Raw genomic sequence first — 14655 nt, 5'->3', positions numbered from 1 at the left:
TTCGACTTTCAGGACAGCCCCCTCAACTTTTGGAGAATTTAATTCACTCCTACCTTTCCCTCACTAACCCCAACCTTCACAATCTGCTTCATCTTGTTCGACTCAATTGCAGCCAGGATGACATCCAGCGACTTCATCCCTTCCTCCCCGGTAATCAATAGAGTTTTCCCATTCAGAACACAATCGGTAAAATGGTCAATGACATGCGACTTCGTCTGGCCGCCTTTTTCGTTGGACTGTATTCGTTCCAGTTCGTAGTTGACGACTTCACTGGTTTAAATAGTAAGGTCCCATATCATACATCGGACCGCCGCCCACCTGGTAAAAGAACGGAGGATTTGGATGCCAGTTCTCGGGTCCGCGCTTTAACATAAAGGCCGTAGCGGCAACCGGCTGGCCGATCGCTCCTTCCTCAATAGCGCCCTGCACGTCTGCAGCCCTGCTCCTAAAAAGGTATCGGGTGCTGCACCGATCAAAAGTCCATTCTTTTTTGTTAATGAAGATGAGTTATTCAAACCAAAAGAAGAGCTTGACGTAACCATTGCCAGCACCGTGGCAGGTCGTGAAGCGCTAAAACTATTAGCAAAATAAAATAATGTAGCGTTGGTTTATATTATTTTCACCAAAAGTAGTATGTAATATTGTTTTCAGATACAACCTAAAAAGAATTTTTCAAGGAGGGTTCATACAATGTCATTAAAAGGAAAACGTGTAGTCGTAATAGGAGGTACTTCTGGTATCGGATTATCCGCAGCAAAGGCATTTCTTGATGAATCTGCTCAAGTCATTATTGCAAGTCGTTCTGAGGCAAAACTATCGGAGGCAAAGAATGTACTCGGTGGTAATGTGGAAGCATACACTATTGATTTTCGCAGTGAAGAAAAACTAGCTGACTTTTTTAAAATGGTAGGGAATTTTGATCACCTGGTCGTTACGGCAGGTGAAGGTGCAATGGGTCATTTTAGTGACTTACCCGTTGCGGATGTTAGAGAAGCGTTTGATAGTAAGTTTTGGGGGCAATACTCAACCGTTCGTGCTGCTATTCCGTACTTAAATGATACCAGTTCTATCACATTGACCTCTGGTGTTTATGGAATCCGTCCGCCACAGGGGGCAACTACACTTGCTTCGATCAATTCAGCGATCGATGGATTGGTTAGAGGGCTTTCAGTAGACCTGGCCCCTATCCGGGTAAATGTTGTTTCACCTGGTATCGTAGACACCCCACTCTACGGAGGGATGCCTGACGAGCAAAGACAAAATTTATACAGCAACATTGCACAGCAGCTACCTGTTAATCGCGTGGCACAGCCTGAAGACATTGCTGAGGCCTACGTGTACTTAGTGAAAAATGGTTTTACAACCGGTACTGTTCTTCTTATTGATGGCGGAGCTCATTTGGTGTAAGTGAGCATTAATATGTTATTTTTGTGGCTATACTACAACAATGTATAGCCACATTTTTTTTAAAAATAATAATCCAGTTTTTCAATAAATGGTAATAAAAGAATTGTCGTTCAAGAAAAACAATGTGAGCTTTGAAAGGAATGATGAAAATGAGTGTACATGACCATGAAAAAATAGTAAGAATGAAGCATTCACTTGAAAAACGTATCGTAACTTTTGCTGATGGAACCTTTCTTCCAATTATTGGTCAAGGAACATGGTACATGGGTGAAAATCCTCAATCGAAAAACAAAGAAATCAAAGCTTTGCAACTTGGATTAGAACTAGGCATGAAGCTAATCGATACGGCTGAAATGTACGGAAATGGCGATTCCGAACGTTTGGTTGGTGAGGTAATCAAGGGGCGTAGAGATAAAGTTTTTTTAGTATCGAAAGTATATCCTCATCATTCCGGGTTAGATTTGATTGAAAGCGCATGTGAAAATAGTCTAAAACGATTAGGAACAGATTATCTTGATTTGTATCTTTTACACTGGAGAGGCCGTGTTCCTTTGGCAGAAACGATTGAAGGAATGGAGAAACTGCGGAAGGATGGTAAAATTGCAAGATGGGGAGTTTCTAATTTTGATACAGAAGATATGATTGAGTTGTGGAATACCCCTAACGGAAAAAAATGTGTGACAAATCAAGTGTTATATCATCTAGGCTCTAGAGGAATTGATTATGATCTCCTACCATGGCATCATGAACATAACATGCCAATTATGGCCTATAGTCCCCTGGCCCAGGGAGGGAGCTTAAGAAGACAATTACTAAGCGATCCAACCATCATTGAGATTGCGGAAAAATACAATATGCAACCATTACAAATTGCTCTTGCGTGGACCATTCGTTCGAACAACGTAATTGCTATCCCAAAAGCTGTTAAGGAAGAACATGTTTTAGCCAATGCTCAAGCTGCTACTATTCAATTGACCATAGAAGATCTGAACAGACTTGACGAGGTATTTCCAAAACCAACAAGAAAAATACCTTTGGATATTATATAAGTGAATGGGGACAAAGGATCTGTACTCTTTGCCTATGAGAACCTGTCAATGTCCCTTCTCAAACTCTGATTTGTCAACAGAGTTCTAAAGTACATTTCTTCACATGCTTTCCTTTGGAGGAAGGCTGATGCGTCTAGATAAAGACGGACGGCCATGTGACCTACGTCTCTTCTTATTTGACTGAATTTTTAGAAAGTAATTCCATAAATCTGAAAAAAGGGGAAAAAGCAAGCTTCGAACAGCTATCTTCCATTTGCCAGCTCATGGCGGAGGAAACCGTCAACTACGTCAAAGGGATCAGTAAAGCCTCTTCCCTGCTCATTTATTTACTGGTATATAGATTATATGAAGAGGTTGAAAGCATAAAAAGGGGAAAATGTATGCGTAAAATCGTGAATCTCCTGCTCGGTTTCTTATCATTGGGTTTTGCTGCACTATTTGTCTATAAAGCTGTTGTCACTCATGAGGGCATTCTGCACTTTTAACCCAAAAAAAGCCTGTCTCATCAAAGAGATAGGCTTTTGATTCTTATTTATACCAAACTTTGTAGTAGACCCTGGTGGTATCAGAGTTCTTTAAAAGTAATCGGTATTGAGTATATGGAGATAATGCCTTGCTGCTGTTTTCCTGTGTGAAAGTGATTGTTTGAGCCCCTGTTTTAGGAGCATCAGCTTGTCCAACACTTGTCCAGACTCCATTTATGGTTTTTTGCAGATATACTTTGTATTTCCCGACCGTTGTACTTGTGGAATCTACTTTTACAATAATATCATTGTCGCCATTATATGAGATTGGATAGATGGTATCCGTTCCTACATTATACAAGAAACTGCCCGTTCTATATTTCCCTTCCCAAGTAGGGATAAAGTTCATCGGGTTCATCGCATATGTTTTTGCAGATGTCCAGTAGGGTTGGTGAACTTCAAAATGCAAATGCTGTCCTGACGAAGTCCCCGTGTTCCCCATTGACCCTATCACTTGACCCTGGTAGACAGTAGCACCAACACCTACATTTCTAGTATTTAAATGAGCGTAAACCGTTTCGTATGGCACGCCGTTAATCGTATGTTTAATAAAAATTACATTTCCATAGGAACTAGATAGGTAGGATCTGCTGACCGTTCCTGGAGCTGATGCAACGACTTTAACATATCCGCTTTTAGCCATATCTACACCATAGTGATACTCACCGTTTCTAAGTCCGAAATTAGAAGTAAACGTTCCTTCTGCCGGCTTAATAAATGTGTTGTCCCCTGCCGCGGCCTGGGCCTCAATACCTATAAAGAATACCGAAAATAAAAAAGCAAAAACCGTTGATAGAATAAAACTCTTTCTCTTTATGCACATACTTCTCAAGTTGTAATCCCCCAAATATTAGACTTAATTACATAATATAGAATTCTATACTAATATAGTAATTCTTTTTCTTCATACAAAAAAGGTAAAAAAGACCCAAAAATAAAATTAAAATAAGAGGATTAAAACTTTGTGACTATTATTTAGATAAGGAAATAGTTGGTTCCAAATAAAGAAAATGACGTATGCTCATTCATACGTCATTTCTTATGTCATTTATTAAGAAAGCACCCAAAACGAACCCTATAGTCTAACCGGATAGTTACTTTCCTTATGAATACATTTCAGTGCGGAACATAAAAAAACAAGAACCTGCCTGTCCTTGCTCAATCATTATCATGGCCGCCATCACCATGATCCTCATCGTTATTATCTTGATCATCTTTATCGCTTAGAAGCTCTTTTTCAATTTTAATTTTTGTTCCATCCAAGAATTCAATTTCAGCTTCTAAATTATATGCATGGTCTTCTAAACCAAACTTTTTTGTGATGATTGCGATCATTTCATCTTCTGACAAGCCAGGCTTTGTTTCCAGTTCACTTACTAATGAAGTAATCATTTCTTTTGTGGTGGTTTTGTAGTTAGCTTTAATAATGGTATGATTTTTTTTGTATTTGTATTTCAAATTCATTTTTTTATCTGAAGTTTCAAGTTTTATATCAATATTTCGGATCTTTTGAGAGTATTCAACCCCATCTTTACTAACTTCGGCCCCATCATTGATATGATCTTCGTCGGTATCGGGATTGTTTGGTTCTGTTCCTAACTCTATTTCAGATATGTTGCTTAATTGGTCGTTATCTGAGTCTTCTAAGCCATCAGTTAGTTTATCTTTATCTGAATCCGATGAAACAGGGTTTAAGTTTAACTGATACTCTACTAAGTTGGTTAGCCCATCTTTATCTTTATCTTCCTTAGCGATATTCTTTCCTGAAAGTTTATATTTTTTCTCCCAGGTGTCAGCTATTCCATTTTTATTTTTGTCTACAACATGTGTTTTTTTCTTGTTCCCCTTCCCTTTATGGGATTCTGCATTCACTGTAGTAAACCCTTGGGAAAATAGCAATATGGCTGTTAGTCCAATACCCCATACAATCTTCTTGTTTTTCATAAAAATTTTCTCCTTTTCTTCATATCTTCGGTGGCTGGCTGGCTTAGTAATTTTAATCACCTTAGCCCCTATAGCTTTGCGAAGCTATGTTTCCATAGCGTAGCCCTTTCGTTGTATATTCTTCAAAAGGAAGAATTAGCAACTTTTACTAATATAAATGTTATTCAATCCATGGAACCAGGCACAAAGACTTGTCCATTCCCATTAAGATGCTCGTATTTCTATACGCTCCTCTAGTGAAAAATTGAATATATTACTTTTATCGATAAAATAATTATTATATTTAGCCATTTTTATTATTAATCTGAGATTTTTTGGATCAACTAGTAACATAACCATACGAATAAAAAAAGGCACCTATTCCTAATCGAATAAGTGCTTTCCTTATGACTAACCTAAACATGAGTGATATTCCGAACCCCGTTCCGATCCTGAACGAGGAGCCAGCTAGGAAGACAATTCCCAACTGTCATTTAATCATTGGTTATCATTAATTTGTTTAATTTTAGATAGGTTCACTTTAGGTTTTCTGCTTTCGGTCAGCAGTCCGTTAACTTCTTGCTGAACATCGGTAATTTGGGTATAACAAAAGCCGCAAATGTAGTCCAGGCTCACGATCGCTTTCGTAATGGATTCATAACGATCTAAGAATTCCTGCTCGTCTTTTACCTGGTTCCCATATCCCCAGCCTTCTTCTGAGTTAAAGGCAATTCCTCCGTATTCACTTATAATAATCGGCTGGCCTTTATACTCATATCCTTGTGCCATGGCATGTTTAAAATTATTAAAGGCAATCTTATTATCCACGACTTTTTCTTTCTCCTTATAGCGGCTTAGGAATTCGTCACCATATTCCACATAGTCATGAAGGGTAATGATATCCGAAACGGTATGCTCCCAGCCATCGTTTACGATGACAGGCCTCATAGGATCCATTGATTTTGTCAGATGATAGATTCCTTCCGTAAATTTTTGCTGCTGTTCGTTCGTGTAAATATTCTTTACTCCCCAGGATTCATTGAACGGTGTCCACGTAATAATACTTGGGTGATTATAGTGCTGCTGTACAACGGTCATCCATTCCTCCGTGAAATTTTGGATCGCCTCATCCGAAAACTGATAGGTTGCGGCCATTTCAGACCAAACCAACAGGCCTTTCTTATCCGCCCAATATAGAAAACGCTGATCTTCAACTTTCATATGTTTCCTTACCCCGTTAAAGCCCATTTCGAATGTCTTCTCGATATCTAAAATGATCGCTTCTTCTGAAGGCGGTGTAAGATGGGAATCTTCCCAATATCCTTGATCTAACAGCATTTTTTGATAAATGGGTACATTATTCAATAAAATATTGCCATTCTTTATCGATACTTTTCTCATACCGAAATAGGACTGAACGCGATCGAGCTCTTTTTCCCCATGGTAAAGGGTGAATTCCACATCATACAAATGAGGATGCTGCGGACTCCAATGCATGACTTTCCATTCGTGGATCTCGCTAGCCAGATTTACTTTCATCCTTGCATTTTCACGGTCCGCCTTCAAGCTAAATTCCTTCACAGGCTGACCATCAAATGTAATCGATGTTCTTAACGAAAGCTCCTTTTGATCTTGTTGAACAATCGTCAATTTATAGTCGAACTCTACGGAATCCGTATCCAGATCTGGAGTGATTTTAACCGAATGTATACTCGTTTGATTTAAGAATTCCAGCCATACGGTCTGCCATATACCGGTGGATTGTACATACCAGCAGCCAAAGTTCTTATCAATCCATCGTTGCTTCCCTCTTGGTTGATGTTCATTGTGGCTATCCTCTATTTTGACGACTACGTTATTTTCTTTTCCTGCATTGATATAGTTGGTAATGTCAAAGGAAAATGCCGTATATCCCCCTTTATGCTGGCCGGCAAAAATACCATTCACCCATAGTTTGGTCACATAATCGGCTGCCTGAAAGTGCAGAATAGTTTTTTTATGGGAATACTCTTCAGGCACAGTAACTAACCTTTGATACCAAATATAGGGGCAAAAGGTTTCCTCATGAATTCCGCTGGCCTTCGTTTCATACGTAAAGGGAACGATAATTTTTTGATTTAATTTTGTTTGTTTATACCATTGCTCTTTTTCACCGACATTCGTCTGATCGAACTGAAAATCCCATTCTCCATTGAGATTTAACCATTCTTTTCTTTCAAATTGCGGTCTGGGATATTCCTTGCGAATGTTCACTTCCATGATCAACAGCTCCTTGATAAATTAGTGGGTTGGCTCTGCCTGACTATGTAACTTCGAAATCGTTTTATTTTTTGCCAAGGCCAATATTCCGCCCGAAAGAAAAAGAACAGTACTTAAGAAATCCATAAAAAAGTAGGAGGCAACACCTAATAAAATAAACCAGAATGATAGTTTTACTTCGACCTTGTCATCTTTAAAGTTTCTTGCCAGATAAAGATTCAATAACCCTATAGCTACAAAAAAGAGGCCGAATGTTACAGCAAAGCTATATAAACTGCCAAACAAAGATTCCATCGCTTTCATTTGTGCAAATTGCGTTTCATGAATACCGTTACTTTGTGATTTGATATACGATCCATAGACAAAGATGGTAAGCAGACCAGAAAGCATCTGCCATACCGATCCAATGATGATCAGTTTTCTTTCCAGTTTTCTATTCAAAGCGTTTCCCCCCTATCCTTTTACTCCAGAAGATAAAGACATCGATTGTAAGAAATAACGTTGAGTAAACAAATACAAAATAAAGGTTGGGACAATCGCAATAATAGCGGCTGCCATCGCATGTCCGATATCTGTGACATACATTCCTTGCAAAAGCTGCAAGCCTGGTGTGATCGGCATTTTATCAATATCATTGAACACGATCGATGGCCACAAAAAGTCATTCCATGAACTCGTAAATGTAAATAACGCCACAACGGTTAATACGGGTTTGATAAGCGGAAGGGTAACCTTCGTATAAATTTGAAAATCGTTGGCTCCGTCGATCCGCGCTGATTCATCCAGTTCAAGCGGAATTCCGATCATAAACTGTCTTACTAAAAAAACATTAAACACCGCTGCCGCTCCTGGAACGATCGCAGCCCAATAACTATTGACCCAACCGAGGGTATCAACAATTTTATACAACGGGATCAGGTTCACAACAGCAGGGAACATCATGGTTGCCAGCAAGAAGGAAAAAAGCCAGTCCCTCCCTTTAAATCGCAGCCGGGTATATCCATAGGCTGCCATTGAAACAACCACCAATACAAGAATGGTCTGTGTGACGGAAATGATCATTGAATTCATAAACCACTTGGCTACAGGAGCACTTGTGTTATTAAACAGAACGTCCTGGTAATTGGCCATTACCCAGTGAATGGGCAGCATCGTAAAACCAAAGGTTTGGATATCGATCTCATTTTTAAAGGATGTGAAAAGTGACCAGGCGAGAGGGAATATCCAAATTAATGTCATGCATAACAGAAAAATGAATGAAATCAAGGTGGAGATGTTTACTTTTTTCAATGTTACCCGCCTCCTACTTCCTCTCTCTTAATAAGAAAAATTGAACAACCGAGACAGCCATGATGCACAAACCAAGGATAACCGCCATTGCCGACGCAATTCCTGCGATGGATTGACCCGATCCAAAGGCATTCTGCTGGATATACATAAGAAGCACGGTGGTTGAACTGGAAGGACCTCCCTTTGTGAGCATGAGCGCCTGTCCATAGATATTAAACTGGGCGATGGTTGTAATGACAATCGTGAACAGCAGCTGATTCTTTATACTTGGAAGAGTGATGTGGAAAAACTTTTGCAGCCTGCCCGCCCCGTCCAGTGACGCAGCTTCATAGTATTCTTTGGATACTCCGTTTAATGCTGCCTGGTAAATGATCATGTTCCCGCCGATCCCCCACCAGACTGTTACAACGACGAGTGCGATCCATGCGTAAGGCTGTGTGCCCAGCCAGTTGGGTGAGGAAGTGAAATAATGGTTAATCGGTCCAAAGGAAACGTTAAACATCATGGACCAGATGATCATGACAGCTGAAATGGAAAACAATACGGGCAAGTAGAAAATCGCTTGAAAGATCTTCATCCCTTTTGGTTTCACATGGAGTGCAGCAGCTAAAAGCAAGGGGATAATGATACAGGCAGGAACCGTAAAAGCCACAAATTTAAAGGTATTTCCCAGTCCGGTATGCAGCTGGGTGTAGAACGTTGATTCTTTATTGAATAAAATTTCCTTATAGTTATCCAACCCGACAAACTCGGGAGTATTGACCAAATCCCAGTTCGTAAAAGAAATGTACACACCAAAAAATATAGGAATAAGAAAAAATAGAGCAAACAACAAAAGATGCGGCCCGATAAAAATCATGGGCGAAAAAATGATTCCTTTCCGATGCGGCTTGCCCATGGCCGGTGAAAGCACGTCTATTCTCTTTTTTTCTGTCAGCTTAAGATCCATATTTTTTCTCCTTCTCTTTTAGTAGAAGGCAATAGAAGAAATCCTTCCATTGCCTTCTATCCATTCTGCTGGAGACCTGGTTCCCCTTACTTATCCTGAGCAATCTTATCCTCCACGGTTTTTTGGGAATCATCTAGAGCCTTTTTAATATCGAGCTTTCCAAATACCGTATCGTTGCCGATCTTGTCCAGTTGTTCAGAGATATAGCCGTTGTACTTGTAGTCAAAGATTTTTAACGATTTTTGTTCTGTCGCATCTTTAATCAAGAACGATTGAGGCATCTTTTGATATTTTGGATTATCCAATGTAGCCAATGCTGCCGGGTTTTGACCCGCTTCTGCCCATGGAAGGGAGTTATCCCTTACCCAGTTAATAAACTTTATGGCGCCTTCTGTTTTCTTCTTGTTTCTTTCAGGATTTTTAAGAAGTACAAATTGGTGGGAAGAACTCCAGTTCACCATTTTGTTCTTGTCATCACTTAGCTGAGGGAAATTTGTCATTCCCCAATTCAGATTCTTTGCCTTCTTAATATCATTTTGCATCCAGATTCCTTCCGGGTAGAAGATCGCTTTTCCAGATTTAAAGACTTGACCCGCATCCTGGCCATCTTTATTGGTGATGCCTGACTTTACAAAACCATTGTAGAGTTTTAACGTGTCTACGGCTTGTTCCGTGTTTAAAGTCGGCTTCGTACCATCACTCGTAATGCTTCCACCCATTTGGCTGTACACCGACAAGAAGGCAGGCTTCATCCAAGTAACAGGCGCCGCTATAATGCCATCTTTTTTCGCTTTTAAGCCTGCTTCTTTTATTTCATCAAATGTAACGATATGATCATCAAGGGCATGAGGCGCATATTTGGCTGCCAGATCTTTGTTGTAGTACATAACAAAGCTATGCACATCCAAAGGGACGCTATATCGCTTATTGTCCAGGCTGCCAATATCCCAGCCCGCTTTCACATAATTTTTAGCTTTGATTTCAGGATATTTTGCAAGGGAATCATCCATTGGAATCAGCATGTCTTTGTCCACAAATTGTTTGATTCGCTCAGCATGAACAATGTTTAAATCAGGGATGTTTCTGCCCGAATTGACAACGGTAGGGATCTTTGCGTACATATCGGCTTCTTTGAGTGAGATATTTCTCACTTTAAACTTCGGATTCGTTTTGTTATAGGCATCGACCATCATCTGCATGTTTTTACCATCTGGACCTACAAACGGATTCCAAAACACAATTTCATTTTTTCCTACCTTATCAGACGATGAACTTTGGCTGCACGCCCCTAAGGAAAGAATAAAAATAACGATGATCAAACAGCTAATCATTACCTTGATTTTCTTATTCATCTTGAATTTCCCCCTCGTTAATTAGTTAAGGCAGCTGGAAAAACAGAAAACTTTGACCTGCTTGATTACTTAGTTCCTCCTTCCCGATAAAAAGTTTAAACATTCTGAAAATTTATGTTACTGTTCATCGATGCGCTAAGAAAAATACTGTTTTTTTCGAAACAAATACTGTAGTATTTAATACAAATATTATGTTTGAAACAATATTGTTGTATTAATTGTTAAGATAACGCTTTTATTTTGATAAGTCAATATCTTTTTACATTTCCAGATATTCCTTTATTATGGAGCCATATGGTTCTCCTCATAAAAATAAGATAGGGGTTGCATTTTCTTGCTAGAACTCACAATTGATGAATCAGACGCTTTGATTAAGGTAGCTCACGCGCTCTCTTCAAAGGTAAGAATCGATATTCTAAAATTACTAAATACGAAAAAAATGAACATCAATGAAATGGCAGAACAATTAAATCTGCCAGTTTCCACTATTGCTTTAAACATACGAGTATTAGAGACAGCTGGGATCATCTATACTGAACTGCTTCCTGCAACGAGGGGGACAATGAAGGTTTGTTCGCGGGTTTTTGAAGATATCCATATGGATTTAAGGATGGATCTTGGTTATGGCAATAAAGAAAATATGTATCAGCTGGAAATGCCGATTGGTCATTACTTTGATGCTAATATTTCGCCAACCTGCGGAATCATTACGAAGAATGGGGTACTCGATCCCTTGGATGAACCTGCATTATTTTACCATCCGGAAAGAATGAATGCTCAACTGATCTGGTTTCGCAAGGGATATATCGACTATCGATTCCCATTGCAGCTTCCGCCCAATGCAAAGATTCAGTCTGTTCAATTTTCAATGGAGCTCTGTTCAGAGGCTCCGCACTATGACCATAATTGGCCTTCAGATATTACGATATGGATCAATGATCAAGAAATTTGTACGTGGACATGTCCCGGTGATTTTGGTGAAAGGAAAGGGAATTTAAACCCTGTGTGGTTTCCGAAAGAGGGGCACACTCAGTATGGTCTTTTAAAATCATGGAAAATTACCGAGGATGGAAGCTATTTAGATGAAATACAGGTTTCTAATACTACGTTAAAAGATATTCTTATCGATAAACAAAAACATCTGAATTTCAGGATCGGTATTAAATCTGATGCTCCGAACATTGGGGGGATCAACCTATTTGGAAATCAATTAGGTGATTATCCACAGAATATTTTAATGAGGGTTATTTATTCTTAATTGAAAGGCTCTGTTAAATAAAAATGATATCTGAATATTAAAATAACTTGAGGTGAAGGGAGAAAGCAAATGAACCTAGAACTGATGGATATTTTTCGCATGGAATTTGACTTTAGTTGGGATACTGAGACCTGGTTTTTACCTTTAGAATCTGCTCTTGAGGGTTTAAATTCCACAGATGCAAGCTGGCAGCCTCCTGGAGGAGGGAATACAATTTGGCAAACTGTGAACCATCTGAATTATTACAACGCCCTACTTGTTAGACAAATCAATGACACAACGCCCAGAAAAAAGGCATCTATTAACAAGCCTTCATTTGGAGATATTGGTGAACCACCAAATTCTAAATGGCAGGCAGTCTTGGCAGAGAATACATTTGGGGATATCGGGGATCCATCAGACTCTGAAAAATGGAAGGCGGTCTTGGCAGAAACACGCCTAATTTGTGAAAACTTGCGTAAATCACTAGCACAAGTTAATGACAGTCAGCTGGATGAGGAACTTGTTGGGGGCCTGGCCCGTCAAATTTTACACAACGTATACCATATAGGACAAATTGTATTAATTCGTAAACAACAAGGCTCTTGGCCAAAGGAGCGAGAATAATTTGTATATACGCGATAGGGCGCAATTCTAAAGCTTTTGTGGCGGAAATTTGTCCTGAAAATGGCGGCGGGAATTCAGATTGAGAGAGAATGGAACTGGCTTTTCCGGTTTCTCTTTCCAGGCTGTGTTAAAGGTTTTTCACCCGGTTTTGATGCTCCAGCATCCGTTTAGACAGGTTGGCCAACTGATTAGGTTCTATTTTAATTTCCATGAAGTCTCTCCTGCCTTATTTGGTTAATTCCTGTTTCTTCAGTGCTTCTTTAATTTCGTTAAGGAACACCGTTAGCTTCGATCGTTCACCCTCTAAATAGGAGATCCAGTAATCCATGTAATAGACTTGCTGTCCAATGTCACCTTGAAGACTTGAAAGGGTCTTATCCAGCGAACCATACATGCCGGCTCCCAACCACTTTGAACCATACTCCGACGCATCTTGATGCATATGGCTCGGATCGCCCGGAGACCCAATATCGAGAGAAACTGTCTTCCCACCCACCTGGTACGAGGAGATGGGCCGGCGAGATATATGTTGGTAAATGAGGATGGCTTTCCGGTCATTCCAGGAAGAAATCAAAACAGATGAAGACATCCCACAGGACATTCTGCAAGCTCTATTGCAGGGTCATAAACTGAATGCAATGGACAACCCGAACGGAATCGACTTTCCTTTCTTCCTTTTGTTTACGATCAATCCTTACTGGTATTCTACTTTTATGAAAAAAGAAGATTGACATCTATTGATTACACATGTAGTATTGCATTACATTTGTAATCTTATATTACATGTGTAATCAATATTGAGGAAAGGAGGAAATTCCCCATTATTTCGGGGCAGCATAAAAGGTTATAAATGTGATTTTGAAAATATTAAATAAGCTGCAAAATAAATAAATTTTTTGTTGCATAAACAACGGAATTGAATCCGTAAGTAATACACAATTTTTAGAATCTACTGGTTAATAGCGAATCATTGCTAATCAAAACATAATGTTTAAACACGCTTATTCTATTTTCAAGAAATCTATTATTAATAGAAAGAGGTTAAAATCTTGAGGAAAACACATTATTTTTTCAGAATGAATAAATTTATATTTGCCCTGCTTGTGCTATTGATTGCAATTGTACCCCTCGCCGGATGGTCGATTGCCGCCAATAACCACAAGCCCGAAACGGCAGTAAAGAAAACACCAGCACCCCATATAGATCGTGAGTTTGCACAACTTGAGAGCAAATTTGACGCTCGGCTCGGAGTCTATGCTATCGATACCGGCAAAAATCGGACCGTCGCCTATCGGCCTAATGAGCGGTTCGCTTACGCATCCACCTACAAAGCTCTAGCCGCAGGTGCATTACTGCAGCATTACTCAATTGATCAACTCAACGAGTTGGTTACATACAACAGCCAGGACATAGTTTCGTATTCACCCGTCACAAAGCTTCACGTAGATACCGGGATGACTCTTCGGGAAGTTTGCGAGGCTGCTGTCCGATATAGCGACAACACCGCAGGGAACCTTTTATTAAAGAAGCTGGGAGGTCCTGAGGGATTTGAAACAGCACTAAGGCGGATTGGCGATAACGTTACCCGGCCTGATCGCTACGAGACAGATTTGAACGAAGCTGTTCCGGGAGATACCCGTGACACAAGCACACCAAGAGCACTTGCTACCAGCCTCCGGGCTTTCGCAGTCAGCGGCTTGCTCCCTGTTGAAAAACGTACGATCCTGACAGATTGGATGCAGGGAAATGCCACCGGAGATGCATTGATCCGTGCTGGCGCACCAAAAGGCTGGGAGGTCGATGATAAGAGCGGGGCAGGAAGTTATGGAACGCGGAATGACATTGCCATTGTTTGGCCGCCGCACAGAGCTCCCATTGTCATCGCAATTCTAAGCACTCGCGATACACAGAATGCCACCTATGACAATGCGCTTATCGCAGAAGCTGCCCAAGTCGTACTTAACGCTCTGAAGTGAACAAATAAATAAATAAATTTACTCATCCCACTTCTCAAATCAAGTACGCCAAGACATTACAA

16 protein-coding genes, 1 pseudogene and 1 riboswitch are annotated in these 14655 nt (G+C 39.9%); of the genes and pseudogenes, 7 read left to right on the top strand and 10 right to left on the bottom strand.

Annotated elements, in window-relative coordinates; translation table 11 throughout:
* Nucleotides 1-38 precede the first annotated feature (38 nt).
* Both P4361_RS11800 and P4361_RS11795 read right to left on the bottom strand, forming a co-directional pair.
* Entirely contained in the window at nucleotides 39-242 is a 204-nt protein-coding gene (locus tag P4361_RS11800; protein WP_328089546.1) for a hypothetical protein, read from the bottom strand.
* Nucleotides 243-276: 34 nt separating this feature from the next.
* Nucleotides 277-488: pseudogene (locus tag P4361_RS11795) on the bottom strand (Gfo/Idh/MocA family protein); the annotation flags it as partial.
* A 202-nt stretch (nucleotides 489-690) separates the two neighbouring features.
* Between P4361_RS11795 and P4361_RS11790 the strand changes: the two are divergent.
* The 3 genes from P4361_RS11790 to P4361_RS11780 all read left to right on the top strand — a co-directional run bounded on the left by P4361_RS11790 (nucleotide 691) and on the right by P4361_RS11780 (nucleotide 2941).
* Nucleotides 691-1407: an SDR family oxidoreductase gene (locus tag P4361_RS11790; protein WP_328089542.1), complete on the top strand. Its 717-nt coding sequence runs from the start codon at nucleotides 691-693 to the stop codon at nucleotides 1405-1407.
* Nucleotides 1408-1556: 149 nt separating this feature from the next.
* Entirely contained in the window at nucleotides 1557-2456 is a 900-nt protein-coding gene (locus tag P4361_RS11785) for an aldo/keto reductase (protein ID WP_328089541.1), read from the top strand.
* 155 nt (nucleotides 2457-2611) lie between these two features.
* Entirely contained in the window at nucleotides 2612-2941 is a 330-nt protein-coding gene (locus P4361_RS11780) for a hypothetical protein (RefSeq protein WP_328089540.1), read from the top strand.
* A 43-nt stretch (nucleotides 2942-2984) separates the two neighbouring features.
* Here P4361_RS11780 and P4361_RS11775 read toward each other — a convergent pair whose 3' ends face one another.
* From P4361_RS11775 to P4361_RS11745, 7 genes are all read right to left on the bottom strand, one after another.
* Complete coding sequence (locus P4361_RS11775; RefSeq protein ID WP_328089545.1) at nucleotides 2985-3803, bottom strand: M23 family metallopeptidase; 819 nt, start codon at nucleotides 3801-3803, stop codon at nucleotides 2985-2987.
* Nucleotides 3804-4138: 335 nt separating this feature from the next.
* The gene (locus tag P4361_RS11770) at nucleotides 4139-4924 is read right to left on the bottom strand and encodes a hypothetical protein (protein WP_328089539.1); all 786 of its coding nucleotides are present in this window, start codon (nucleotides 4922-4924) and stop codon (nucleotides 4139-4141) included.
* A gap of 26 nt (nucleotides 4925-4950) precedes the next feature.
* Nucleotides 4951-5039: riboswitch (cyclic di-GMP riboswitch) on the bottom strand.
* Nucleotides 5040-5401: 362 nt separating this feature from the next.
* Nucleotides 5402-7162: a glycoside hydrolase family 2 protein gene (locus tag P4361_RS11765; RefSeq protein WP_328089538.1), complete on the bottom strand. Its 1761-nt coding sequence runs from the start codon at nucleotides 7160-7162 to the stop codon at nucleotides 5402-5404.
* 21 nt (nucleotides 7163-7183) lie between these two features.
* Entirely contained in the window at nucleotides 7184-7603 is a 420-nt protein-coding gene (locus P4361_RS11760; protein WP_053356686.1) for a hypothetical protein, read from the bottom strand.
* A gap of 12 nt (nucleotides 7604-7615) precedes the next feature.
* Nucleotides 7616-8452: a carbohydrate ABC transporter permease gene (locus P4361_RS11755; protein ID WP_328089537.1), complete on the bottom strand. Its 837-nt coding sequence runs from the start codon at nucleotides 8450-8452 to the stop codon at nucleotides 7616-7618.
* Between the two features lie 13 nt (nucleotides 8453-8465).
* Nucleotides 8466-9311: a sugar ABC transporter permease gene (locus P4361_RS11750; protein WP_328089544.1), complete on the bottom strand. Its 846-nt coding sequence runs from the start codon at nucleotides 9309-9311 to the stop codon at nucleotides 8466-8468.
* Between the two features lie 176 nt (nucleotides 9312-9487).
* Nucleotides 9488-10753: an extracellular solute-binding protein gene (locus tag P4361_RS11745; RefSeq protein ID WP_328089536.1), complete on the bottom strand. Its 1266-nt coding sequence runs from the start codon at nucleotides 10751-10753 to the stop codon at nucleotides 9488-9490.
* Nucleotides 10754-11087: 334 nt separating this feature from the next.
* On the opposite strand from P4361_RS11745, the gene P4361_RS11740 reads away from it, so the two are divergent.
* Together P4361_RS11740 and P4361_RS11735 are read left to right on the top strand one after the other, a co-directional pair.
* Nucleotides 11088-12011: an ArsR/SmtB family transcription factor gene (locus tag P4361_RS11740; protein WP_328089535.1), complete on the top strand. Its 924-nt coding sequence runs from the start codon at nucleotides 11088-11090 to the stop codon at nucleotides 12009-12011.
* Nucleotides 12012-12080: 69 nt separating this feature from the next.
* A complete protein-coding gene (locus P4361_RS11735; RefSeq protein ID WP_328089534.1) occupies nucleotides 12081-12617 on the top strand; it encodes a DinB family protein in 537 nt (178 codons plus the stop codon).
* A gap of 226 nt (nucleotides 12618-12843) precedes the next feature.
* Here P4361_RS11735 and P4361_RS11730 read toward each other — a convergent pair whose 3' ends face one another.
* Nucleotides 12844-13059, bottom strand: a complete 216-nt coding sequence (locus P4361_RS11730; RefSeq protein WP_328089533.1) for a hypothetical protein — start codon at nucleotides 13057-13059, stop codon at nucleotides 12844-12846.
* A gap of 100 nt (nucleotides 13060-13159) precedes the next feature.
* On the opposite strand from P4361_RS11730, the gene P4361_RS11725 reads away from it, so the two are divergent.
* Complete coding sequence (locus P4361_RS11725; protein WP_328089532.1) at nucleotides 13160-13348, top strand: hypothetical protein; 189 nt, start codon at nucleotides 13160-13162, stop codon at nucleotides 13346-13348.
* 345 nt (nucleotides 13349-13693) lie between these two features.
* Entirely contained in the window at nucleotides 13694-14593 is a 900-nt protein-coding gene (gene bla, locus P4361_RS11720; RefSeq protein ID WP_425590257.1) for a class A beta-lactamase, read from the top strand.
* Nucleotides 14594-14655 lie beyond the last annotated feature (62 nt).

This window comes from Fictibacillus sp. B-59209 (assembly GCF_036216745.1).
Classification (GTDB): domain Bacteria; phylum Bacillota; class Bacilli; order Bacillales; family Fictibacillaceae; genus Fictibacillus_C; species Fictibacillus_C marinisediminis.
The sequence above is the reverse complement of the archived record's forward strand: the minus strand, read 5'-3'. Positions and strand labels throughout refer to the sequence as shown.